Origin of the sequence: Thiocapsa sp. C2-2m (assembly GCF_041903745.1) — a bacterium.
Classification (GTDB): Bacteria; Pseudomonadota; Gammaproteobacteria; order Chromatiales; family Chromatiaceae; genus Thiocapsa; species Thiocapsa roseilacustris.
In genome coordinates this window covers 45,520-68,383 of record NZ_JBBWVD010000020.1, presented here as the reverse complement: position 1 = coordinate 68,383, position 22,864 = coordinate 45,520, and the positions used below count along the sequence as shown (strand labels likewise).

Genomic DNA, 22,864 nt, shown 5'->3' with positions numbered 1-22,864 from the left:
CCTAATCACGCACCATGTCTTTACCCATATCTCGAAAAAAATTTCTCTCACGGAGATACGAAGACACAGAGAAAAATACCTAAGAAACAAGAGTGTAATCTCATGACGACGTGCCGTGTCTCAATCGTGCCGATGTCTACCGATTGCCTGACCGGCTTCCGGCCTTGGTCTCGGAGAAGTCGCGCTCAGTTGTTGGGTGCTTCTTCTCCGTGTCTCCGTGTCTCCGTGAGAGGATTTAGAGAATATGGGTAACGAAATGGGTCACGCGCCACGGCCTGGGGCTTGGTCAGGAAGGATTTCTCCAGCTTGGTCAAGCGCCCTTTGGGGGTGCCCACCAGATCATGCACCGGGGGATCCGATGCGCGCATCATCGCCAGGGTCGCTTCGGTCGGAATACCGCGATCCATCACCCGGATGCGGTCGGCCTTGCCGTATTGGGCCTCGATCTTGGCCAAGGCGTCGGTGAGGGTTTGTTTATCAAGGGTATTGCCGGCGAGCGCCTCGTAGGCCAGCGGAAAACCGTCCGGGGTGACGATCAGGGCGATGATCACCTGGACGCAATCGGAGCGCTTGTCACGGCTATAGCCGAATTTACGCTTGCCATGCTCCGGCGGGTCGCATTCGAAATAGGTACTGGTCAGATCGTAGAGCAGCAGGTCGAAGCGGGCATCGAACAAGAGCCGCCAGCGCTCCTGAAGGAAGGTGAACAACGCCTGCTTGTGCTCCTCCAGATGATCAAGACAGCGATACAGGGTATGACTCCGGGCAATGGAGAAATCCTCCCCGAGCAGGTCACCCATCGCCGATCATCATGAGCGCGCCGCCCAGCGGTGGTGCCGACAGCCCCGGCATCAGCAGGCCGACCAGCCCGGCGAAAGCAAGCGCGACACCGGCGATCTGAATACCGTCGAGACGTTCGCGGCCCCGAAGTCTCAGTACGATCATCCTAGACCGAGCAGTTGAACCGCAAAGAATGCAAAGAATGCAAAGGCGTTCAATGCCTTGCTTCAATGCCTTGCTTCAATGACAATGCTCACCCAAGGGGTGAACGTCATTCGTGTTGCAAAGTCTTGTTTTCCTTCGCGTCTTTTGCGCCTTTGAGTTTCCAAATGCCGGATTCAGGGTCATGGCTGGGTCGGTATCCTGGTCTCATGCTCGATCGTGTTCTTTTGGGTCGGCTTCGACAGGGTCCGTTTCCTTGTTTCGATACCTGCCACCAGTCGCGGATAATGACCGACGCGGGTCGTCGGCTCGATCCCTGTTGGTTGTCCTCCGGGAAGGTCGGCGCGGCTGCTGACCGTCAGCCGTCGTAGATCACCGTCAGACAGGTCCGCGCGCGACTCAAGCTGACATAATGCAGCGGGGTCGGTTGCCGAGGTAGCGGAAGATCGACCACGATGACGGCCTCGTTCTCCAGGCCCTTGAATGCCGCGATTTCGGCAAAGCTGATCGCGGGCGGCGGGAAGTCGCGCAGGGCATATTCGTCGAGCACGACGATGCCGGCGCCGAGCGCCGTCGGCAAACGCGCAGCCGCGGATTGTGCGAATGGCCGGGGCGACAGCAGTGTGATCTCCTGCGGGGCGAGGCCGCCGCGCCCGGTCAGTCTGTCAAGCTCCGCTGCCAGCAGCGCGACCGCTTCGGCCTCGCTCCCGACGTGGTGCAGCCTCACCGCGGGGCCGTCGCCGCTTCCGCGGACGCCCATATCGGCGCCGAGACTGATTTTCACCAGCTCGAGGATCTGGCGGGTGTTGCGGCAGTTGGTGGCGAGCCGAACATGCGTCGGGCCGAAGCTGTCGAGCAGAGCCAGCGCCTCCGGTTCCGCCGGGCCGAACAGTCCGGCCTGGTTGTTGCTGTCGTGGAACAGGCACCAGCGCCCTTGCTCCAGACCGCCGACCAGTGTCCGATCGAGCGGGTCCAGCAGCGCCAGTTGCAGCAGGTCTTGCCCCTCGTCGACGATCAGCGCATCGAAACGCTCGATGCCGGCCCGTCGCGCCGCCAGCGGCGCCGTGCCGGCCAGCGCGACGCTCAGGTTCGGCGCCGCGAAGCGTTCGGCAAGCCAGTGCCGCAGCCAGGGCGACTGGCAGGCCAGCAGCACCTGGGCCCCGTCGGCGGCCCAGCGCCGTGCCAGTTCCAGCGCGAGAAAGGTCTTGCCTGTGCCGGCGCCGCCCGTGCACAAGAGGCGCGGATTGTCTTCCACGGCGTCGAGAAAACGCATCTGGTCCTCGGTCAGCGCGCTGACGCGCTCGGCGATCTCCTCAACCTGCACATGCAAGGGCACCGCGACCTCGACCTCGGGACGCAGGAAGTCGACGACCGCCTTGATCGCGTCCGTGTCGGGGAGCTGCAGCCGGCCGCCGCCGGCCTCGTGTCGCTGATGCCAGTGCCGGAACAGCCCCGTGAGCCAGCGCTCCAGGTTGCGGGCGGTGCGGGCATCGGCGAGGACGGCGGGATCCCATTCGGCACCCGTGTCGTCCCAGTCGCAGTCCGGGAAGACGACCCCGTAGCCGATCGGGAAGCGGCCGACGATGCCGGCACCGAGTTGCCGCTCCAGGCGCTTGCGCAGTGCATGCAGCGCCGACTCCGCCTGTCTGAACGGACTCTCGCGCAGCGTCCCGCGCCGGTCGTCGCGGCCGCTCGTGGTCCAGACCCCGTTACGGCAGGCGACGCCGCCGCCCTTGACCTCGAGCGCGTACAGGCCAGGCCGTCCGACGATGACGAAATCGATCTCTCCGAAACGCTTGTAGTCGTGATTCGGCAGATTCAGCGAGTGCAGCGCGACCAGGTGCCAATCCGGGCGGTCGGCAAACGCTGTCTTGAGCCGATCGAAGACCTTTTGTTCCGCGCCGCTTTCGGTGTGATTGGGGGATGATGGCAGCATGCGCATCGGATTGGCTCCTCGGCTCTCAGAGGCCCTTCGCAGTCGGTGTCAGCAGTTTCCGCAGCTCGGCCTCGACCCGAGCCGGCACATCGGCATCGGCGAGGCGCGCAAACAGAGCGGCCTGGTCGACCTCGCTCGCGACCGCCTTCACGTCGCCGGTGAGCAGCAGGTGGGCGCCGCGGCTATCGATGGTCAGCCGATAGTCGCCCTTGCCGAGGCTGATGCGGGTGGTGATGAGGTCCGCCGTCCAGTCCATGCTGCGCGCCAGGGTCAGCGCCGCCTCCTGCGCGGTCTTCGGTGGCGCCTGATGGAGCAGTGCGCGCAGCGGCCACACCGGTCGCGGTGCCGGGCCGAGGTCGAGCCCCGTGGCCTGCTGCTGGTGGGCCAGCGCGGCCATGCGGTGCTGGATGGCCGGCGTGATTCCGGGAACCTCCCGCAGCGCCGCCGGCAAGGCGATCCAGCCCCAGCGGGCCGCGAACAGCGCGCTCGCGACCACGAGATCCTGATCGCTCAGCGCCGGGTGTCGGAAGGCGAGCAGATCCGCGCAGCGCTCGCGCAGGAAGAACAGCAAGAGACCCCGCGAGAATGGTCGCGGATGCCGTTGCATGAGCTCCGAGACCGTCGCGTCGCCCAGGGCTACGATGCCGCGCAGGTCCTCGCCCAATCGCATCAGGGCCTCGCGCCATTTTGGCTCGTCGAGTCGAGCCGCCTCCTCGGTCAAGGCATCGAGCACGACCTGCCGCGGGTCCGGCGGGCAGGGGTCGGAGCTGTCCCCCGCGCCGATCAGCGCCGTCAGCAGACGTTGCAGCATCTGCCCCTGCGTGCCGTCGGTAGCGGCCTCCGGCGCCGCCAGAGCCCATCGCAGCAGGGCACGGACGGTCGGCTCATCCTGGTCATCCGGGCTTGCCCGGGGCAGTGCCCACAGCGCACGACCAGCTGCCGCAGTCGCTGTTCCGACGTTGCCGAGCCCGTGCAGCAGCGCCAGTGCGGCACCGACCGCGGAGACCTGACGTGGCGACGGGTCCGGGCCCCATTTCTCCGCCAGTACCGGTGGCCAGGGCAGCAGCGCATCGCCTTCGAACAGGCGCGCCTTGACCTGCAGCCTGAGCCCCGCGAGCGGCACGTTCGCATAGCCGGCGGCCTCCGACTGGGTCGCCTGCTTGTCGGCGGCGGAGGCGAACAGCAGCGTCCTGATCCAATGCGCCGGCAACGGTGCCGGCACCAGCAGCAGGGGCTCGTCGCCGGTCAGGCCGTCCGGGAAGGCGCGTTCCTCGACCAGGCCGTCGAGCGACAGCACGAGCACCGGTCCGCGCAGCTCCGACAGGTCCACCGCCGCGATGACCGCACGTAGGTGCGACCCTTCCGCGACAGCCTCGGCCAGTGCCGCGGCCGGCACTCGGCCGGCGAACAGCGGGATCAGTCCGGGCACCGCGCCGAGCGGATCGCGGTAGTACTTCTGTCCCAGGCCGCGTGGGCCGGTGATCAGGCCAGCGGCCAACAGATACATTAAATTCAACTGGTTGGTGACCAGGTGCCAGGGTAGCCGAGGCGTGGTGGCGACTGGCGCGCCGGTGGCGGTCGAGGGTGCTTCCGGGGTCATATCGGTTGGCATCTCAGTTGGACGAGTAGACTCGGATCGGTCAGCGGCAGGATCGCATCGACGGGACAAGGGTGCCCGGCCCGACGCAGCAGGACGACGTGCTCGCGGGCGCGGGAGATCATCACGTAGAACCGGCGCTTGAGATCATCGCGCTGATCGCGGGACTCCGGCTCGAAGCGATAGCCATCGATGTCGGCGAGGAGCACGGTGTCGAATTCGAGGCCCTTGGCCGACTGGGCATTGATGACGAAGATGCCGCCGAGACCGAAGCGATGGTCGCCGTCCTCATCGCCGCTGGCATAGGTGGAAATACGCGGTCGGCCATGGTCGAGCGCATGCGCGACGGGGTGACCATGCAGCGCTGCGAGCCAGCGCAGCCGGGTGGCGTTGTCCGGCGTGATGATGCCGTACAGTCGGGCCGGGTCACGATCGGCGGCCTTCAGGATGCGGCGGATCAGGCCGTCGAAGTCCCATGCGCAGCCGGGGCCGTAGTCGATCAAGAGCGGCTCGCGGGTGCAGCGGCGCTCCAGCGGCAGCTTCAGGCAGGGGCTTGCCGGGTCTTCGATGCAGAGCGCTAGGGCCAGCCGAGCGATGCGGTCGCAATTGCGATAATTGTCGGTGAGCTCGATGCGTGCGTCGGGGTCGATGTCGAGCTCGGCGGTGATCTCCCGGATGCTGCTGTGCTCCTCGGTAATCCGTTGATTCTGATCTGCAACGACGTAGCAGCGCTCGAAACCGACTGCGATCAGCGCCTGGTAGAACTTGGCCGGCATGTCCTGTCCCTCGTCGATGATGACGAAGGGTGTCAGGGGCGGGCGGGTCTCCGGCGCCTCGGCGATGGCCTCGAGGATCGCCTCCCAGTCGAGCGCAAAGGCCTGGCCGTCGATCACGGGGCAGTTCCGGCCGAGGGCGCGCTTGAACATCGACTTGAACCACGTCTTCCAGGGGTGGGCATTGACGGCGTTCCCGACCAGCTCGCGGCTTGCCTCCAGCAACAACCGGTTATAAACCAGGAAGACATATTCCTGCGCCCCTTTGGCGCGGTGATGCCGGCGCGTGCGCAACAGCGCGATGATCGACTTGCCGCTGCCGGGTCCGCCGACGATGAGATGGCAGCCCTCGCGGGGCAGCAGTCGGGCGCGCTCCTGCTCCTTGCTGAGGTCCTGAATATCCGGAAGCGCGAAACGCCGGGTGGCCATGTTCAAGCCGTTGATTCGATGGCGGGAGCCGGTGGCACCGCGAAGTCGAGCAGCGGTCTGATGCTGCCGGTCAGATCGCCGGCGACGAAGGTCCGGTCCAGCAAGAGGTTGCCGAAGGTACAACTGGGCTCCGGAACCAAGGCGCAGGCGTGACAGGCGGCCAGGTTCAACAGGCTCGGTCCTTGTCCTTCGTGCTCGGCGCAGACCGGATCGAGCGAACACCAATCCGCATGGGCGAAGACACTGGTGAGCAGGTTCAGAAAGCGCGTCGGTTCGGCCAATTCTGCAAGCCCGCCCAGGGAGCCGACGATATCCGGCACCGCGACATAGACCAGGATGCCGGCCATCGGCTCGCTGCCCCCGGCGCAGTAGATGCGCTCCCGGATCGACGCGGCCGGATAACCGGCTTCGGCCTCGAGACGGCGGATCAGCAGGTGGGCCAGGGTGTGCAGCAGCAGAAAACGTGGCGTCAGGGGCAGCGGCGGGTCGATCGGAAAACGCGTGCCGCTGCGCTCGAAACGGGCCTGGAGTCGCGTGGCCCGCTGCTTGAGCCCGTCTTGGTCGCCCCAGCGCGCGAGCAACGACTCGTGCAAGGTGAAGAAAATCCCCTCGCCATAGAACTCCACCGCCGGCAGCCAGTTGCAGGTTCCGTCCAGATCCGGCGGGACGAGTCGTGCGTGTGGCTCGTCGCCGGTCGGGCCGGCCGGCATGATCGGGCTCATGTGATCGTCAAAGGGCTGCATGATGCGGGTGAAGCCCCGGAACACCCGCACCTCGCGTAACCGGCTCACGGCGACGAGCCGATCCACCATGGCCAGCACGTGCGCCGACCGTGTGGTCGTGTCTGCCGGCGGCGACAGCGCAAGCCAGTCGGCGGAGCGATGGCGGGTCACGAAGTCCTCTCCGTCGGCGACATTCGACAAGGGCTCGCCAAGCGCCCGATATTCTTTCTCCAGCAGCGCACCCGGCGTGACGACCTCGCCGTACAGGGGCCAACCCTGCTCGATCTCCCGCCAGGCGTACTCGACCTCCGTCGCCGTGCAGTGCCAGCGATCGGCGAGTCGGCGCAGCGTCGCCTTGCGGCTCAGCGGGTTGCGGCAGCGCGCCAGCTCGGCACGGGCCAGTGGGCTGCAATAAAGCCGATCCAGCACGCCTCCGCGCTCGACCCGAGACTCCGGCGGGATCACCAGCGCCGAGCTCACGCGGGGGAGATACAGTCGCGGGTCGTTGACCTCCAGGATGCGCCAGTTCTGCGGGCTGTCCGGGGCGGGCGCGGAGCGATCACGGACCCAGGGCTGGCGTTGCGGGTTGCGTCCTGGCCACTGCCCCCGTGCATCGAACGGGGCTTGGGCGTTGCAGCGATCGCAACGGACCTGCCAGCGCAGCCCGTCGCTGCGGTCGCGCAGCAGGTGCAACGAGGCGCGCTCGCGGTCGATCCGGCAGTCCCGGCGCGTCGCATCGTTGGCCGTGCGGTGTGCGATGTCGTGCCACGGCACCTCATCCAGACCGCCCTCCGGATGGGCCATCACCCAGGCGACCTGCTGTAACCGGCTGCGCGCGCCGCAGATGCAGCGCGGTGGACCGGCGTTGTCCGCGCGTCCACGCCAAGGCAGCCAATGCAACAGCCCGCAGCTCGGGCAGCGTGCCCAGCCGGGGAACGGCCAGGCGGGTATGCAGGGGCCCTCGGCGACGCCGGGCTTGACCTCGCGTGACTTCGGCGGCTGCCTGAGCTCCTGATCGATGTCGAGCGCCTGCCGCAGCAGGTCGACGTAGAACAGCGGTTGGCCGGCCGGTGCGCCCTTCTCATCGGTCCAGGCGCGGATGTCTTTGACCACGTACAGCCAGTCGTCCGCGCGCATTACGGCGCCGACACCGCTCCATCCAATCAGGTGGGACCAACGGGTCGGGATCAGCCGCTTCAAAGGATCCGCACCAAGGCCGTGTTCTCGACGTTGCGCATGCTCTGCAGGGTCGGCCAGAGGCCCGGAACCTTGTCGTCGTAGTTATAGAGCAGGCGCAGGTCGCGCCGGTCGCCGTCCCTGCCCGAGTAGACCAGCCGTTGGCGCTGGGTCCGCGCGCCGGTTGACTGGTCGGCCCACTGCCGGACCAGCTCTCGCAGGTGCTGCGCGGTCGCCTCGCCGCGCTCCGGGTCAGCCCGCCGACAACGCCGCTCCAGCTCCTGGATCAACCGGGCGATCTCCGGTCGATCCGGATCGAAACCGCCGGCACGCTCGTTCGCGGCCAGCTCCGGACAGGCGTGGCGTACCGTGATGACCAGTGCCGCGTGCAAAGCACGCTGCCGCGCCTGCCAGGTAAAGGGCGTCACGCTGGTGGGCTCGACGAAGCGGTAGAAGGACTCGTGATAGGCGCGGAAGCTCTCGTAATGCGAGAGGCTGCGCGCCTGGTCACGGTAGTAGTTCGCAACCACGACACCGGGCACCTCGCCGCGCCCGACCCGGCTGCTGGCCTGGATGTATTCGGCGGTGGTCAAGGGTTGGCCATTGATGACCATCACCGCGAGTCGCGCCACGTCGAGACCGACCGAGACCATGTTGGTCGCGAGCGCGAGGTCCAGCGCGTTCGGATCATCGCGAGGCAGTCGCAGTCGGGCGAAGGCCGAAGCATTCTCGTCCGCGGACATCTGGCTCGTCATCTGGGTGATGCGCTCGGCGAGGCGGGGCCTCAGCCGCTCGGACGAGCCCGGTTCGAGTACACCCTCGCCCGGCTCGACGGCCTGCCGTTGTCGGTGCTCGCCCAGCAGCCGCTCCATCAGGGTCTCGATGTCTTGCAGCGCGTTGCGGCTAATGCCGACCCCCCTCAGGCTGCCGTGGTAGATCAGCAGGGTCCACCAGGCGTCCTGCAGGGCCTCGCGGTCGGCGCTCGGCGCCTGTTCGAACAGCAACTCCGGTCCCGCGAGCAATGCTGCCGCAAGCGGAGCCAAGCAATGCTGGCGATCGCGGGCCGGGGCCAGATAGCCGACATAGAGCCTGCCGGGCCGCTCGCCGATCGGCACGGTGCGGGCAAAATAGGCGTCGTCGGCGTCGAGCCCCGGTGGCGGAAAGATCGCCGGGGTCCGCCCAAACAGCCGCAGAACCTGTTCGCGCGCCTGCCGGATGGTCGCGGTCGAGGCGATGATCTTCGGCGGCACCCCGCGCACGGTGAGGACGGTCTCGACGGCGGCCTCGTAGAGCCCGGCGATGGAGCCCAGCGCGCTCGCGATCAGGTGCAGCTCGTCCTGGATGATCAGCTCCGGCGGACGCCGACCCGGCCCGCCCAGGAAGACCCCGGCGCGTTCTTCCCAGGCCAGCCGCGCGAATTTGTCCACGGTGGCCAACAACAAGGTCGGCGGCTGTTCGTACAGGGCGGTGTCGACGACATTGCAGGGCAGCCGGGTATCGGCATCGGCGCCGAACGCGCAGCCGGGTGCGGTGCAGCGAAAGTACAGATGTCCAGGGCCGGTATCGACATTTCCGGGCAGGCGCAGCCGCTCGCCGCACCAGGGACATTGCTCGAGCACCAGCGTCCCCGGCAGCGGCACATCGGCGTCGGGGTTTGCCGACAGGGCCTGATCGATGGCCTGCCGGGCCTCGCCAAAGGTGTTCGGGCTCGACGCGCCGCCGACCCAAAGCCCCAGGGTGATAGGCTCGGCGCCCAGGTCCGAAACCTCGCTGCGAAGACGCTCCAGCGCGCAGACCAGCCGCGCGGCGCGGCGGAACTGGTCCTTGGTCAAGAGTCGCAGCGTGTAGCGCATCAGCGCCGCGGTGCCGCCGCCGGAGGTCGGGTACCTGAGACGCCGCCAGCAGATCACGCAGGCCAGGAGCCCGAGATAGGCCTCGGTCTTGCCGCCGCCGGTCGGGAACCAGATCAGATCGACGACATCGCGGTCGGGGTGATCCGGTTCCAGCGCCGACGGCAACGCGAGCAGCACGAACGCGAGTTGGAAAGGGCGCCAGGTCGGGGCACGGGGCGGATTGCCGTCGATCAGCATCGCCTGGCGCATCTGCGCGGCCATCGCGCGATTGGCGTAGGCAAAGGCGCGACAGGCGACGGGGTCGGTCCGCAACAGATCGACGCCTTCGCGGATGCGCCGCAGCGCCTCCTGCATCCGCGTCGCGATGCCACGAGCCGTGGTCTGTTGATCCGATGCGAGGTCGGAAACGAGTGATTCCTGACGGCCGATCCAGTTGCCGTAGCGGTCGGCGAAGGCGCCGAGCGCTTCGAAGCGGGCCGCAGGGTTGTTTTCGATCTCTGCGAGCCAGTCGATTTCGAGCACCCCGGTGTCGGCCGGCCCGCCATCGGCGCTGACCTGGCGTACCTCCAGCCGCGGCAGAAAATCAATCCGGATGCGTCGGACTTGCCCGTTTGCGACCTCCCAATCGACCGCCGCACCATGGCCGATCGCGAAGATCCGACGGAAGCGGTACTGCAATTCCAGCTCCCGCTCCTCGTCATCGAGCAGACCGGCATCGACCCGCGGGTAATCGCCGACCCGGCCGGCCTCGACAACGCATGCAAGCGCCACCTGGAACAGCCCGCGGGCGTTGCGAGCGGCGGCCTTGCGCGGGTCGTCGCCCTTGCCCGGATCCTGTTGCGTATTGCTGAGCGAGACCGTGACCAGCCAACCCGAGCCCACCGGACGCCACAGGGCCATGATCTCGGCACGCTCGTCGAAGACCGGGTGGCGCTGCTGCTCACGGCGGTGCACCGGCGGTACCGCGAGCATCCGCGCCTCGGCGTCGTCCCGCCCCAGTGCGACGGGCTGCCAGCGGTCCGCGCGGCCGGCCCGGGTCGAGTCATCGCCAGGCTCGTAGCGCACCGCTCGCGGGATGATCTGGAGCCGGATCGCGTCGCCTTCGATGTAGAACGAGAAGCCGACGGCCGACGGCGGCACGACGCGGCGCTTGGGCTGGCTGGTGGCCTTGGCGCCGACGGGGGCTGAGTCGCCGCTCTCCGCCGGCCCGAACTCGCCACCGGCATCCTCGGCGTCGTCGACCTCGGCATCGAGCCCATGGGCGTCGGCTAGGACCGGGAACAGGATGCCGCTCTGCCACCGGTTAAGGGGTTTGATGTCGTTGAGCGGACCGGCTTCGGCGGCGTCATCGGGACCGATCAGACAGTGGCGCAGCCAATTGTAGACCCGCTCGCGTCCGTCCTTCAGTAGTCCATCCATGCTCGGAACGTTACCGGTCTGCGCCTGCGCCGATCAACCCCCGCGAAGGCAAACGGCGGGCGGACGCTTGCGGGCGGCGTGTTCGCGGGGAAGGCGAGGGAGGCTGGTTCATATCCACAGAGGCGCTAACGGCGATCTCGGTTGCGGGATGGCTCGCGGGTTCGGCGAAACCAATCGGTGCAACAGGACTGCCCGGCTGCCGATGCAGGTCAGCGGGGCGTGAACTGGCAAAACCGGCGTCGGCGCGCATCGGTGGGGCCAGCTCGGAGGTTAGCCTCGAGGCGAACAGGGGTCAATGTCAATCCCGACTCGCCCTTGCCGTGCCGCCTGAATCGGGGGTTTTGATCCGCAAACACACGCCGCACGATGGCCGGACGCCGTCGGCTGGAGGATCGGCCCATCGCCGATCTCCCGACGGATGATGACCGGCAGCGGTGTCGGTCGACTCGCATCGGTCTCCATGTCATCGCTCCAATTCGGTCGCGTCCGTTGCGCGTCGCTCACTCGGAATAGGTCTCCTATTCGACGAAATCCTCGGTCGACAACTCCACCTGCCGCTGCCGTTGCGCCTCGGGCAGGTCCCGTGCCAGGTCGATGAGCCGGGCGATCATCTCAGCCGTCGTGATCGCCTTGTTGGTGTAGCGCAGCAGCGCGTCTTCCAACGCCTCCCGAAACTTGCGGCTGCGCACCAGGTTGCTGCGCTCGGTGCTGCGGATCTGATCGTTCAGCAGCTTGCGCAGCGTCTCCAGGGCGAGGTTCTTCTGCTCCAGTGCGGCCACACGCTCCAGGAACTCATCGCTCAGGATGTCCAGCCGCGCCTCGTCGAGGCCGACCACAGCGAACAAGTCGATCACCTCGTCCGCATCCACCGCGCCGCCGATTACCTGCCGCACCGCGGCATCGATATCCCGCTGCCGCGCGCGGCTTTTCGGACCATTGCTGTCGTCCGCCAGCCGTTTGCGGATCATCGCAGCCGTGGAAGAAATCGCGCAGCTTCTCGAAGGCCGACTGCATCGCCGGTACCGCCTCGTCCTGCACCTGTCGCACGGCCTGCCCGGTGCCGCCGGCGCGGCTGTAGGTGGCCAGCGCATCGGCTAGTTGGTCGGCGAGCCCGAGCAGGTCCACGATCAGCCCGCCCGGCTTGTCGCCCCAGACCCGGTTCACTCGCGCGATGGCCTGCATCAGATTGTGCCCGGCCAGCGGTTTGTCGAGATAGAGCGTATGGGCCGGCGGGCAGTCGAAGCCGGTCAGCCACATGTCGCAGACAATGACCAGGCGCAGATCATCCGCCGGGGCCTTGAAGCGCTCGGCCAGGCGCTTGCGCGCGGCCTTGGTGCGGACATGGCCGCGTAGCGGTTCCGGATCGTCGGCGCCGCCGGTGACGACCACCTTCATGGCCCCGCGCTCGTCGTCGGCGTCATGCCAGGCCGGGCGGAGCAGGCGGATCTGCTCGTAGAGCCGCGCCGCGATGTCCCGGCTCATGGTCACGACCATCGCCTTGCCTTCCATCGCCGCACGGCGCTTTTCCCAGTGCTCGACGATGAACGCGGCCAGGCGCTCGAGGCGCTCCGGCGCACCGACCAGCGACTCCAGCCGCACGCGGATGCGCTCATCGGGGTCGGTGCCTTTACGATCGGCGTTGACGACGTAATTCACCTCGCCCTCGTCCGCGAGCGGTCGCCAGGGCATGAAGCGGCTGCGGTCGCTGGTGATGGAGCCGACCCGTGTGATCATCCCGTCCGAGACCACGCGTACCAGGTTCGCAACGAAGATGTCCGGCACCGTCGCTTGATAGCGGTCGAGCTGCTCGATGGCTGCCGTGAGATCGGCTTGCGGGTCGGTCGGGTCCTTCAGCTCGATCACCGCGATGGGCAAGCCGTTCAGAAACACCACCAGGTCCAGCCGGATCAGCTTACCGGAGGGTCCAGTGACCGCGAGCTGGCGCACCACCAGTAGGTCATTGGCGAGAGGATCTTCGAAGTCGATGAGCCGGCAGCGTCCGCCGCGCAGCCTGTTCTCATCCGGTCCGATTTGCGAGTCGCGATACTCCACCTCGACGCCATCGGTCAGTAGCCTATGGAGCCAGCGGTTGTTCTGGACCAGCGTCGGATGCGGCGGGTGTGCGAGGGTTCGCACTACGCCTTCGATGACCTCATGCGACATTGCGGGGTTCAGCCGATGCAATGCCGCGGAGAGACGACCCTGGAGCACACACTGGCCCGAATCCATGCGCTCGCCGGCGTCGTCGATCTCCACTCCGCGCCGGACCTGCGCGCCGATGTCGGCGAGCTGCTTGGTCGTCACGTCTTCGACGGCGGATTCGTTCATCTCGGCTGTCCGGAGTTAACGCAAAGACGCAAAGCCGCAGAGACGCAAAGAACCTCATGGGAATCCTTCGCGTCTTTGTGACTCTGCGCCTTTGCGTTTGTTCTTGCTGCCTTGGTTGCCGAGCTTTCGGGTCCGGGTTTCTGGTTCGTGGGCGCGACAGGGCCACCATCGGCCGAGTGCAGAACCACATACCCCGCCTCGATCTCCTCGCGAAAGGCCTCCGGGATGCGCGCCCAATCCACAATCTGCACCAGAATCGGCAGGTCGCTGTCGGAAAAGGCGGCGGCGACCTCGTCAAGGTCTGGCTGCCGGCGGGTGAGGTCATCGGGCTGGCGAACGACGAGATCCAGATCGCTGGCGTCGTAGTGGTCGCCGTTGACGCGGCTGCCGTAGGCCCAGACCTCGGCGTGGGGCAGGAAACGACGCAGGATATCCCGGACGATCGCCAGGTAACGCGGGGGCAGGTGCAGTGCTGGGCGGGCGGAGTCGCTACTCATGTCGCGTCCTTGCCGAGCTTGGCGTCCAACCGATCCGCCAGCCGCGAGACATCCTCCAGGAAATCGGGCATCAGCGTCAGTGTCTCCCGCGCAAAGGCCTCGCCATAGTCGTGGGCGGTGTCGTTGCGATTGTCGCGATACTTAAACCAGCGCTCGACCTCCTCGAGGGTCAGCAGGTCATGCACGGCGGCGAGGCGCAGAATGTCCTTGATAGGCGTCGATTCGAGTTTCCGGGCGCCGTGGCCGAACGCCTTCAGGGCCTTCTTGAGGAGTTTGAAGGCGATTTCCTGCGTCAGCTCATAGCCTTTGACGATAGCGTTGCGAAACACCTCCTGCTCGATGCTGTCAGGCTCGGCGCTTCGATACAGCCGCAACGACTGCTGCAGGGTCTCGATGCAGCGGCGTAGATGGTCGAGATTCAGGTAGCGCATATCATTGGCTCCGTTTGGAGCGCGGTCGACCGATCAGCCATTGCCAACCCCTTGCAGCCGCTCGCGTACCACGCCCATCAGCCGCTCACCTTCCACGAAGCACGCCTCCAGCTCAGCCAGCAGGCGAGGGTACTTCTCCTCGAAGGGCTCGCTGTCCTCCTCCTGCTCCTCGGCACCGACGTAGCGGCCGGGGGTGAGCACGAAGCCGTGCTTGCGAATGCCGTCGATGGTCTCCGCCTTGCAGAAGCCGGGGATGTCGGAATAGACGCCAGGACGCAAAGACGCAGAGTCGCCAAGAATGTCATCGGTCTTCAGATCCGGGTGCAGGTCGCGCAGGAAGGTGTCCGCGGGCTGGGAGCCCAGGTTGGCCTCGATGCCGCGGATGGCGAGGTTCATGTGCGCCAGTCGCCAGGTGGTGGGGTTGGACTCCTGGCCGAAGATGGAGATGTCGGTGGTCTGCCCGCCGTGAGCCTCGACGAACCGCTCGGACTGCACGAACATGCCCGCGGAGCCGCAGCAGGGGTCGTAGACGCGGCCCTCGTAGGGCTCGAGCATCTCCACCAGCAGGCGCACGATGCAGCGCGGGGTGAAGAACTCGCCGCCGAGCTTGCCCTCGGCCTGGGCGAACTTGCCGAGGAAGTATTCGTAGACGCGGCCGAGACTGTCTCGGGCGCGGGCGGCGCCGCCTTTGAAACCGATGTCGGCGATCAGGTCGATCAGGCCCTTGAGCTTTTCCGGCGCGATGCTGCGGCGGGCGTAGTCGCGCGGCAGCTTGCCCTTGAGATTCGGGTTATCGCGCTCGACGGCGAGGATGGCGTCGTCGATCAGCGTGGCGATGTCGGGCCGGATGGCCTGGTTCTGCAGGTTCTGCCAGCGCGCCTCGGGCGGTACCCAGAAGACGCGCTCGGCGGTGTACTCGTCGCGGCTCTCCAGCAGGCTCTCCATCTGAGCGCCGGTGATACCGTCCGCTTCAAGCTCCGCCATGAGCCCCTCGCGCCGGGCCGCGAAGGCATCTGAGATGTACTTCAGGAACAGCAGGCCCAGTACAACGTGCTTGTACTCGGCCGCGTCCACCTGACCGCGCAGCGCATCGGCCGACTTCCACAGGGTGTCGGCATAGGCGAGGTCGTTGTTGTTCGAATCCTGACTGGCCATCGAGGCTCCTGTTCGCGTCATGCTGTCCTGTTGTCGTTCCCCGGAAACGGCCATCTCGAGGCGCCCTCGGTCTGTTCTATGCGGTTGGCGCCCAGAGATCGCTCAGGTTGATGGCCGCAGCATCGAAGGGTGCGACCGACACCGAGGCTGCACCGGCAAAACGGCCGATCTCTCTCCAGGCTCCATCTTCGAGGGCGTAGGCTTCCAATGTATGTGCTAGAGGATCGACCAGCCACGCATGGAACACGCCGAACTCGGCGTAGATCGGCATCTTGATATTCCTGTCCTTGCTTTCGGATGACGGGGACAGGACCTCGCAGATCCAATCAGGCACGATCTCGATGCGGTGAACCGGCGGATGGTTGAGCATGCGCTCGCGCCGCCAGCCGGCAAGATCCGGCACATCGACCTCGGCATCTCGGATGAAATGCAATTCAGGCTCGTCGACGATCCACCAACCGCCGGGGCCGCCGCGTCCCCGTTGGAAGGGCCCGATCAGCTCATACCCAAGCCCGGATGCCGCCACGATGTGGGGCCACGCCGGGCGCGGCTGGACGTAGAGTTGGCCGTCGAGGATTTCCCCGACGACCTCTTCGGGTAGGTTCTCGAGTTGTTCGTAGAGACTGGGCCGAGGTCTTATAAGTGGGCGCATAGCGAATGTGCTCCCCGCGGGTTTTCCGCATTTTAGGAGAAGTGCGCGTGTCATTTTACGCCGATCGGGACAACGCGATGCCGGGGATTCCCGAAACATTCGAGGCGCGAGGCCGCCCGTATATCGGGATTCGCTGAGATAACCTTGTCGAGCTGCAACGGCAAGCGATTGAAATGGTTTGATAGCCCGTCGTGATGCTGCTCAAATCGCGTTTTCGAGTGCTCTGCGGGGTTTTTGCATGGATCCAGTCTGGTTTGGATCAACAGGCGTTGGAGCGGACGCGATTTGAGGGTGTCGAATGCTTGGGCGAGGCGTGCGATGATCGGGTGTTGTTTAAGCCGCGTCCAAAGCGAGATACTCACTTTCGAGTGAGGTCGACGTTTGGTCCATCCACGGCCCTTAGCGGGGACGCGGTTTATAATTTTTAATGTCTTAAACCGCGCCGTCTCCAGCGGTCGTCAAATCCGCCGGGGCCGATCCCATCCAAAAACATCGCATACCGCACTGGGCGCGGTTCAATGCGGGAATGCGTCGGGGGTATCGATGGATCTGCAACAGCTGGTGCTGCGGTCGGATGAGCTCGGGGTGCGGCTGGAGGTCGTCAATGGGCTGGCGATCTGGGAGGCGCAGCCGCTGTATCGACATCAGAAGCATGTCGAGCGGATTGCCGCTTCGATCGTGCGGTCGGAGGGCGGTGATTGCGGCTGCGTTCACGCGCTGGATGTCTACATCCAGTTCCCGAACGGGTTGAAGCGACCCGACATCTCCATCTTCTGTCGTGAGCCCGGCGAGGCGGAGCAGGACAGCGTTTTGACGATGGTGCCCGAGGCGGTCGTCGAGGTCGTGAGCAAGGGATACGAGGCGAAAGACTTGGAGATCGGCCCGCCTTTTTATCTCTCTCAGGCCGTCAAGGATGTGCTGGTTTTCGACCCACAGACCCTTTTGGTGCTGCACATTCGTCAGGGTCAAGCGCGCCGTTACGTTTCGCCCGTCGTCGTCGATCTAAAGTGTGGGTGCAGCGTCGTTATCTGACGATCCTAGTTTGACCCGCGCAGCGCCTGCGTTGGGGGTGGATGAGGGTTTCAACTCGGCGGGATTCGTTGCATGTCCCGCCGGGCTCGGATCAGCCGAGACCGCGCAGAACGTCGGCCTCGATCTGTCGCGCATAAAGGCCGACACGTTTTTGCTGATCGGCTTCCCACTGCAATTCGGCCCACGTCTGCATCCGCAGCTCGGGCCGGGCGTCCGGGCGGAGACAGTCCGCCGAGCGGAGTCGGGCATCACGATAGTCTCGATCGAGATCGATGTCGTACATGGCTGGATCCTCGGTGCTTCTGGGTGAATAAAGCTGAAGATGCGAATCTCTGAGGCAAAGACTGCACCAAGATCCTACAACGCCTGTCATCCTTCGGTAACTCTGAGTCCATTCATCGGGAAATTCAATCCCGAGCGGCGATGTGGCCGTTGGAGTTGTGCTTCGGGATCAATTGGATCGCGACCGGGTCTTGTGCGCCCGCCAGGCTTAACGACATGCTGACGGTTCGGTCGGCCAGGCAATGGCTCGGGCCTGAGGCGGCCCCGAAATGGTGCGACCCTCGACCCGCAATGGGTCGAGAGTCCTGTCCGGCGTCAGAGCGCGCGGCAGTCCGCGAGGACTACTTCGGTCTTGGTTCCGCCGGAGCGCGAGCCTTGGGCCTCCATCGCCTCGACGACATCCATGCCTTCGACGACCTTGCCGAACACCACGTGCTTGCCGTCCAGCCAAGGTGTGGCGTCAACCGTGATGAAGAACTGCGACCCGTTGGTGTTGGGGCCGGCGTTGGCCATCGAGAGCATGCCGGCCTCGGTGTGCTTCAGCTCGAAGTTCTCGTCGGCGAACTTCTCCCCGTAGATGGACTCGCCGCCCGTGCCGTTGCCGCGGGTAAAGTCGCCGCCCTGGATCATGAAGCCTGGGATGATGCGATGGAAGGGACTGCCGGCATAGGACAGCGGCTTGCCGCTTTGACCCATGCCCTTCTCGCCGGTGCAGAGCGCGCGGAAATTTTCGGCCGTCTTCGGGGTCACGTCGGCGAACAGCTCGATCGTGATGGTGCCGGCGGGTTCGCCGCCGATCGTGACGTCCAATGCAACCTTGGGATTGTCGGCAAGAGCGGGTGTCGTCATAGCAGCTAAGAGTACCGTGGTGAGATAAAGGGATGGTTTTGACATGGTCAATTCCTGTCGTGGTGGAACTTTGCGAGTGATCGTCGGAACAACAGGCCAGGAGGCCGCGAATTATGCGACCGGCGGCTCGGTTTCGCTCCCGATGACCCCCTCCGGCGGCGGAAATCGTGCGACCAACGCATCGGGTAGCTCTCCGCGTCCGGCTTGGTAGAGCGCGCCGGATTCGAGCATGATGGTGACCATCACCGCAAGCAACAGCGGAACCACGCCGATGCGTGCCCAGATGGCGCTTGCCATGTCCTGGGACTCGATCTTATGTCGCTCCATCTCCTGCATCGCCGGCGGCAGGGTCCTGAGCTGTGCCGCGATCTCGGTCTCGTCCGGCTTGCCGAGCAGGGCGATGCTCAGGATCGCTGCGCACACCAGATAGGCGATCAGGATCAGCCGATAGCGGCTTGCGGCCAATCGCCAGTGGGTTGTGGCGAACCAGCTCATGTCCGTGCCGGGTCGATGGGATCTCATCCAGGTCACGCCGATCAGCACCGAGGAGAGCGCGAGCGGGATCGAGACCGCAAGCCATTTGTAGCGCCCGATCATCGAATCCGGCTCCGCCATCGAGCCCGCGAGCAGTGCCACCCCGATCAGGAGGTTGAAGACGATCAGGTTCACCATCGCTAGCTCATGCGGCGTCTTGGCCTTGCGGCGGGTTGTGTCGTCGACCGGAAAGAACATGGCTGTCGCGTCCGTGGAGGTCAATCGGAACGTCCGATCCGGGTCGCGTGAAGATCGCCCCCGGAGCCTAAGTCATTTTGGAGCCTCTACTCCCGAGAACGCAAACCCGCCGACGCCGGAGGTGGCTCCGGACCCGGGCGCGGCGGCGCGCTCGGGTTTGTGCGATCATCGCTCGACCGTCACGAAAACGAAATCACCGAGGAGCCAGGACGAGGATGCCCGAGATCACCCCCTACGCGGACAACAGCCCCGAGGCCATGCTGCGCGTCATCTCCCTCTTCATCATCGGCGATGGCGAGGTGAAGGACGAGGAGCTGGACATGCTCGAGCAGCTCGGCGTCTTCGGGCGCTTCGGCGTCGGCCGCGATGACTTCGCCAGGATCTTCGATGGTTATTGCGACGATCTCATCGCCCACGCAGGTACGGCACGCTTCGTCGGGCTTGCCGACCCGGATTGGGTCGACAGCATCCTGGCGCCGGTCACGGACCGCGCCTCGCGTCGGACCTTGGCCAGGATGCTCCTGCTCTTGGCGCGCTCGGATGGATTCTTCTCCGATGCCGAGCTCGTGATCTACCGCCAAATACTCGACCGTTGGGAGATCGACATCGACTCGCTCGCCGAGCCGGACTGAGCGGCGACCGATACGGACCGCGGAGAGCGTGCCACGCGCGGCGCGGCTTCGCTCGGCTCGGTAGCGCGGACAAGGCTCCATCGGCAGTCTATCTTGCATCCAGCCGGCCCCGGTGCAGCCGCCGACCATCCCTCCGCCGACGATGTATAGATTCGTGAATCCAGGGTCGATGAGCGCTTTCTTCATCTGACCGCTGCGGTTGCCGGTGCGATACTTGACGCCTCGACCGCTCGGCGCTGCGCAACTCGGCGCGTTGCCGGCTGCGGTTCCTCGGACCACCCATATTCGCCATACACGGAGCGCCTGATATGACCCAGTCCATCCTCGTCGGCAAAGGACCCGAGCCGGTCTCGATCCTCTCGCGCATGGCCAACCGGCATGGTCTGGTCGCGGGTGCGACGGGTACGGGCAAGACGGTGACCCTGCAGCGGCTCGCCGAGCAATTCAGCCGCATCGGCGTGCCTGTGTTCCTCGCCGACATCAAGGGCGATCTCGCGGGCATCAGCCAACCGGGAGGCGGCAACCGGCGCGTCGCCGAACGGGTCGCCGAGATGGGTCTGGAGCAGGAGGAGGGCTTCGTCTTCGCGGGCAACCCGGTGATGTTCTGGGACATCGAGGGCCAACAGGGCCATCCGGTCCGCACCACCCTGACCGAGATGGGGCCGGTGTTGTTGTCGCGCCTCCTGAATCTCAACGAGGTGCAGGAAGGCGTCATCAACATCGTCTTTCATGTCGCCGACGAGAACGGCTGGCTGCTCCTCGATCTGAAGGATCTGCGCGCCTTGTTGGCGCATGTGGCCGAGAACGCCGCGGAGCTCCAGACCCGTTACGGCAATGTCTCGTCGGCGAGCGTGGGCGCGATCCAGCGCCGCCTGCTGGTCATCGAAAAGCAGGGTGGAGATCTGCTCTTCGGCGAGCCCGCGCTCGCGCTGCAGGACATGATGCAGACCGACGAGCAGGGCCACGGCTACATCAACATCCTGGCCGCGGACAAGCTGATCCACACCCCGGAGATCTACTCCACCTTCCTGCTCTGGCTCTTGTCCGAGCTGTTCGAGGAGCTGCCCGAGGCGGGTGATCAGGACAAGCCCAAGCTGGTCTTCTTCTTCGACGAGGCACATCTGCTCTTCAAGGATGCGCCCGAGGTCCTCTTGGACAAGATCGAGCAGGTCGTGCGGCTAATCCGCTCCAAGGGGGTCGGGGTCTACTTCGTGACACAGAATCCGATGGATGTCCCGGAGACGGTCCTCGGGCAGCTCGGCAACCGTATCCAACACGCCTTGCGCGCCTTCACGCCCCGCGACCAGCGCGCGGTGCGGGTTGCCGCCGAGACCTTCCGACAGAATCCGGCGCTCGACACCGAGGCCACCATCACCGCGCTCGGCGTCGGCGAGGCGCTCGTCTCGACCCTCGACGAGCAGGGGATCCCGGGCATCGTCCAGCGGATCAATGTCGCGCCGCCCGGAAGCCATCTCGGCCCCATCGAGCCCGAGGTTCGCAAGGCCGTCATGGATCAGTCGCTCGTGAAGGGTGTCTACGACGTCACGATCGACCGGGTCTCCGCCTACGAGATCCTCGAGCAACGCGCCGAACAAGCCGCCGCCGCCTCGGCCGCTCCCGAGATCCCGGATCTGTCCGAGTACTTCGGCCGCAGCGGCAAGACCGCCCCGGCGTCGTCGACCGGCAAGGCCCCCGCCCGACGCGCCGGCACGCGCCAGACACCTGTCGAAGCGTTCGCGACCAGCGCCATGCGCTCGCTCGGCAGCCAGATCGGCCGTCAGTTGGTGCGCGGGATCATGGGCTCGCTGACCGGCGGGGGTACGCGCGGGCGCGGGTGATCCGGCGATCCTTGAAAGAGTCGGTTTCATGGTCGATCCTATCCTGTCAGTGCACGAACGTCGGGGCATCCGGTTGGTCGGTGAGCAGCGCGAGAAGACGAGCGCCTGGGAAGCGGGCATCGCATTGATCGGACCTACCGATCTCGGTGGCTTCGACGAGTAGGACAGCAGCAAGCGAGGGGTCCCGGCGAAAGTCAGGTTCCGCTCATCGAGGTGCAAACCGACCCGGAGGAGATGCCATGTACGTCGTCACCAACCGCAAGGTCAATAAACGTAAGGAAGGGCTGGAGGTGTTCGGCGATACACCGAACACGGTCGGTCCAAACGAGCTGCGGCTTGTCAAGATCACCAAGCAGGGTTCTCACTACGCGACCGAGCTGCTTACCGACAAGCTGACGCAGGCCGAGGTCCGGGAGCTGAAGCGACGCCATGCGCTCGACATCGACGAGCGGGCGGATTGGTACGCGAGTCTGCAGGTCGCCTGCGATCTCATGGAGCAGGCGGCACGCGAGAAGCGTCATTTGCTCGTCTATGTCCACGGCTACAACAACGACATGAAGGACGTGCTGGGCACGGCCGAGACGCTCGAGGCGCTCTACAACGTCATTGTCCTGCCCTTCAGTTGGCCGGCGAACGGCGGCGGAGCGGTCAGCGGGACGGCGGACTACCTCGATGACAAGCAGGACGCGCGGGTCTCGATGGACGCGCTGAACCGCTTCTTCGAGAAGGTGCGGCTCTACCATGAGAAGCTGACCGAGGCGCGTCGCGGCGCCTTTTGGCAGCAGGCGATGGCGGAGGACGGCGGCCGGGGCAATCGGGAGGCCGTACAGGCGCGCTTCACGCAACTGTTGGCCGATGACTGCAAGGTCACCCTCAACCTGATGTGTCACAGCATGGGCAACTATGTGCTCAAGTACGCACTGCAACCGAGCGCTGCCGCCGCCGCGAAGCTGATCTTCGACAATGTCTCGCTGGTCGCCGCCGATACGAACAACGCGGCTCACGAGACCTGGGTCCAGCGCATTCAGACCCGCAACCGTCTCTATGTCGTGATCAACGAGAACGACTTCGCGCTTGCCTGGTCGCGTCGAAAACCCGGCGAGGCGCAGCGGGCGCGTCTCGGTCATTACCTCAAGAACCTGTCTGCAGCGAACACACGCTATATCGACATCACCCGTGCCGATGGCGTGGGCAACACGCACGGCTATTTCGCGGGCGAGCCCGTGGCGCGCAACGCTGCGCTCAAGGCCGTGTTCAGTGATGCCTTCGAAGGCGGGCGGGCGGAGGATCGGCTGTCGTATGCGGCCGATATCAACGCCTATCGGTTGATCTAAGCCGCGTCCGAGGCGATCACTGGGGCTCGATCGAGAACCGAGCCTCCGTGGTCTATGCGGTCTTGCAGGTGACGCGGCTTAGGCGAATTCCGGAAACCGTTATGCCAAGTTGCGCATCGGAGCGCTCCACGCTTCGACAACGGTAGGTTGCGCCGAGGAGCCGTGCGAGGCACAACCGGCCGTCGGCGCAAGTTGTGCCTCCTATCGTCAGCACAACCTACGGGTATGGAATTTTCCGGAAATCGCCTTGAACGA

The 22,864-nt window shown here is 65.6% G+C and carries 19 protein-coding genes and 2 pseudogenes; 5 read left to right on the top strand and 16 right to left on the bottom strand.

Translation table 11 applies throughout. The annotated features are described in order from the left end of the window. Positions 1 to 258 precede the first annotated feature (258 nt). The 13 genes and pseudogenes from AADX97_RS16455 to AADX97_RS16395 all read right to left on the bottom strand — a co-directional run. Positions 259 to 806, bottom strand: a pseudogene (locus tag AADX97_RS16455) (IS1634 family transposase); the annotation flags it as partial. After that, positions 793 to 1,011 (bottom strand): hypothetical protein, encoded by a 219-nt coding sequence (locus AADX97_RS16450; RefSeq protein ID WP_374234717.1) that lies wholly within the window; start codon positions 1,009 to 1,011, stop codon positions 793 to 795. The gene AADX97_RS16450 and the pseudogene AADX97_RS16455, both read right to left, overlap by 14 nt. A gap of 289 nt (positions 1,012 to 1,300) precedes the next feature. After that, on the bottom strand, positions 1,301 to 2,884 hold the full coding sequence (locus AADX97_RS16445; RefSeq protein ID WP_374239307.1) for an NERD domain-containing protein: 1,584 nt from the start codon (positions 2,882 to 2,884) through the stop codon (positions 1,301 to 1,303). 19 nt (positions 2,885 to 2,903) lie between these two features. After that, on the bottom strand, positions 2,904 to 4,478 hold the full coding sequence (locus tag AADX97_RS16440; RefSeq protein ID WP_374234719.1) for a hypothetical protein: 1,575 nt from the start codon (positions 4,476 to 4,478) through the stop codon (positions 2,904 to 2,906). Further along, on the bottom strand, positions 4,475 to 5,677 hold the full coding sequence (locus AADX97_RS16435) for an ATP-binding domain-containing protein (RefSeq protein WP_374234768.1): 1,203 nt from the start codon (positions 5,675 to 5,677) through the stop codon (positions 4,475 to 4,477). The genes AADX97_RS16440 and AADX97_RS16435 overlap by 4 nt, the downstream gene beginning before the upstream one ends. Before the next feature lie 2 nt (positions 5,678 to 5,679). Next, entirely contained in the window at positions 5,680 to 7,599 is a 1,920-nt protein-coding gene (drmB, locus tag AADX97_RS16430) for a DrmB family protein (RefSeq protein ID WP_374234720.1), read from the bottom strand. Then, on the bottom strand, positions 7,596 to 10,847 hold the full coding sequence (locus AADX97_RS16425; RefSeq protein WP_374234721.1) for a helicase-related protein: 3,252 nt from the start codon (positions 10,845 to 10,847) through the stop codon (positions 7,596 to 7,598). Before AADX97_RS16425 ends, drmB begins: the two co-directional genes overlap by 4 nt. Before the next feature lie 518 nt (positions 10,848 to 11,365). Continuing rightward, a complete protein-coding gene (locus AADX97_RS16420) occupies positions 11,366 to 11,815 on the bottom strand; it encodes a type I restriction enzyme endonuclease domain-containing protein (RefSeq protein WP_374238623.1) in 450 nt (149 codons plus the stop codon). 163 nt (positions 11,816 to 11,978) lie between these two features. Beyond that, positions 11,979 to 13,175 (bottom strand): annotated as a pseudogene (locus tag AADX97_RS16415) (type I restriction endonuclease); the annotation flags it as partial. Then, positions 13,172 to 13,672: a nucleotidyltransferase family protein gene (locus AADX97_RS16410; protein WP_374234723.1), complete on the bottom strand. Its 501-nt coding sequence runs from the start codon at positions 13,670 to 13,672 to the stop codon at positions 13,172 to 13,174. The pseudogene AADX97_RS16415 and the gene AADX97_RS16410, both read right to left, overlap by 4 nt. After that, positions 13,669 to 14,103, bottom strand: a complete 435-nt coding sequence (locus AADX97_RS16405; RefSeq protein ID WP_374234724.1) for a nucleotidyltransferase substrate binding protein — start codon at positions 14,101 to 14,103, stop codon at positions 13,669 to 13,671. Before AADX97_RS16405 ends, AADX97_RS16410 begins: the two co-directional genes overlap by 4 nt. Positions 14,104 to 14,136: 33 nt before the next feature. Beyond that, complete coding sequence (locus AADX97_RS16400; protein WP_374234725.1) at positions 14,137 to 15,258, bottom strand: N-6 DNA methylase; 1,122 nt, start codon at positions 15,256 to 15,258, stop codon at positions 14,137 to 14,139. Positions 15,259 to 15,334: 76 nt separating this feature from the next. Then, the gene (locus AADX97_RS16395; protein WP_374234726.1) at positions 15,335 to 15,910 is read right to left on the bottom strand and encodes a Uma2 family endonuclease; all 576 of its coding nucleotides are present in this window, start codon (positions 15,908 to 15,910) and stop codon (positions 15,335 to 15,337) included. 543 nt (positions 15,911 to 16,453) lie between these two features. Between AADX97_RS16395 and AADX97_RS16390 the strand changes: the two genes are divergently transcribed. Beyond that, positions 16,454 to 16,942, top strand: coding sequence for a Uma2 family endonuclease (locus tag AADX97_RS16390; protein ID WP_374234727.1), 489 nt, complete (start codon positions 16,454 to 16,456; stop codon positions 16,940 to 16,942). Positions 16,943 to 17,033: 91 nt separating this feature from the next. Here the strand turns inward: AADX97_RS16390 and AADX97_RS16385 are convergent, their stop codons facing one another. The 3 genes from AADX97_RS16385 to AADX97_RS16375 form a co-directional block, all read right to left on the bottom strand. Continuing rightward, entirely contained in the window at positions 17,034 to 17,225 is a 192-nt protein-coding gene (locus tag AADX97_RS16385) for a hypothetical protein (RefSeq protein WP_374234728.1), read from the bottom strand. A 314-nt stretch (positions 17,226 to 17,539) separates the two neighbouring features. Then, a complete protein-coding gene (locus AADX97_RS16380; protein WP_374234729.1) occupies positions 17,540 to 18,118 on the bottom strand; it encodes a peptidylprolyl isomerase in 579 nt (192 codons plus the stop codon). A gap of 66 nt (positions 18,119 to 18,184) precedes the next feature. Then, positions 18,185 to 18,805: a hypothetical protein gene (locus AADX97_RS16375; RefSeq protein ID WP_374234730.1), complete on the bottom strand. Its 621-nt coding sequence runs from the start codon at positions 18,803 to 18,805 to the stop codon at positions 18,185 to 18,187. Between the two features lie 215 nt (positions 18,806 to 19,020). Here AADX97_RS16375 and AADX97_RS16370 point away from each other — a divergent pair, with 215 nt between their 5' ends. The 4 genes from AADX97_RS16370 to AADX97_RS16355 all read left to right on the top strand — a co-directional run bounded on the left by AADX97_RS16370 (position 19,021) and on the right by AADX97_RS16355 (position 22,609). Beyond that, positions 19,021 to 19,437: a TerB family tellurite resistance protein gene (locus AADX97_RS16370; protein ID WP_374234731.1), complete on the top strand. Its 417-nt coding sequence runs from the start codon at positions 19,021 to 19,023 to the stop codon at positions 19,435 to 19,437. Positions 19,438 to 19,745: 308 nt separating this feature from the next. Continuing rightward, positions 19,746 to 21,275 (top strand): helicase HerA-like domain-containing protein, encoded by a 1,530-nt coding sequence (locus AADX97_RS16365; RefSeq protein WP_374234732.1) that lies wholly within the window; start codon positions 19,746 to 19,748, stop codon positions 21,273 to 21,275. A 28-nt stretch (positions 21,276 to 21,303) separates the two neighbouring features. After that, positions 21,304 to 21,438, top strand: a complete 135-nt coding sequence (locus tag AADX97_RS16360; RefSeq protein WP_374234733.1) for a hypothetical protein — start codon at positions 21,304 to 21,306, stop codon at positions 21,436 to 21,438. A 76-nt stretch (positions 21,439 to 21,514) separates the two neighbouring features. Beyond that, positions 21,515 to 22,609, top strand: a complete 1,095-nt coding sequence (locus AADX97_RS16355; RefSeq protein ID WP_374234734.1) for an alpha/beta hydrolase — start codon at positions 21,515 to 21,517, stop codon at positions 22,607 to 22,609. Positions 22,610 to 22,864: the final 255 nt, after the last annotated feature.

Excerpts from the sequence above, each read along its gene's own strand:
- AADX97_RS16445 (WP_374239307.1), bottom strand. The coding sequence starts at position 2,884 with ATGCGCATGCTGCCATCATCCCCCAATCACACCGAAAGCGGCGCGGAA.
- AADX97_RS16380 (WP_374234729.1), bottom strand. The coding sequence starts at position 18,118 with ATGTCAAAACCATCCCTTTATCTCACCACGGTACTCTTAGCTGCTATG.
- AADX97_RS16395 (WP_374234726.1), bottom strand. The coding sequence starts at position 15,910 with ATGCGCCCACTTATAAGACCTCGGCCCAGTCTCTACGAACAACTCGAG.
- AADX97_RS16370 (WP_374234731.1), top strand. The coding sequence starts at position 19,021 with ATGCCCGAGATCACCCCCTACGCGGACAACAGCCCCGAGGCCATGCTG.
- AADX97_RS16385 (WP_374234728.1), bottom strand. The coding sequence starts at position 17,225 with ATGTACGACATCGATCTCGATCGAGACTATCGTGATGCCCGACTCCGC.
- AADX97_RS16400 (WP_374234725.1), bottom strand. The coding sequence starts at position 15,258 with ATGGCCAGTCAGGATTCGAACAACAACGACCTCGCCTATGCCGACACC.
- AADX97_RS16355 (WP_374234734.1), top strand. The coding sequence starts at position 21,515 with ATGTACGTCGTCACCAACCGCAAGGTCAATAAACGTAAGGAAGGGCTG.
- AADX97_RS16420 (WP_374238623.1), bottom strand. The coding sequence starts at position 11,815 with ATGATCCGCAAACGGCTGGCGGACGACAGCAATGGTCCGAAAAGCCGC.
- AADX97_RS16410 (WP_374234723.1), bottom strand. The coding sequence starts at position 13,672 with ATGAGTAGCGACTCCGCCCGCCCAGCACTGCACCTGCCCCCGCGTTAC.
- AADX97_RS16365 (WP_374234732.1), top strand. The coding sequence starts at position 19,746 with ATGACCCAGTCCATCCTCGTCGGCAAAGGACCCGAGCCGGTCTCGATC.
- AADX97_RS16440 (WP_374234719.1), bottom strand. The coding sequence starts at position 4,478 with ATGACCCCGGAAGCACCCTCGACCGCCACCGGCGCGCCAGTCGCCACC.
- AADX97_RS16375 (WP_374234730.1), bottom strand. The coding sequence starts at position 18,805 with ATGTTCTTTCCGGTCGACGACACAACCCGCCGCAAGGCCAAGACGCCG.
- AADX97_RS16425 (WP_374234721.1), bottom strand. The coding sequence starts at position 10,847 with ATGGATGGACTACTGAAGGACGGACGCGAGCGGGTCTACAATTGGCTG.
- AADX97_RS16390 (WP_374234727.1), top strand. The coding sequence starts at position 16,454 with ATGGATCTGCAACAGCTGGTGCTGCGGTCGGATGAGCTCGGGGTGCGG.
- AADX97_RS16435 (WP_374234768.1), bottom strand. The coding sequence starts at position 5,677 with ATGGCCACCCGGCGTTTCGCGCTTCCGGATATTCAGGACCTCAGCAAG.
- AADX97_RS16360 (WP_374234733.1), top strand. The coding sequence starts at position 21,304 with ATGGTCGATCCTATCCTGTCAGTGCACGAACGTCGGGGCATCCGGTTG.
- AADX97_RS16405 (WP_374234724.1), bottom strand. The coding sequence starts at position 14,103 with ATGCGCTACCTGAATCTCGACCATCTACGCCGCTGCATCGAGACCCTG.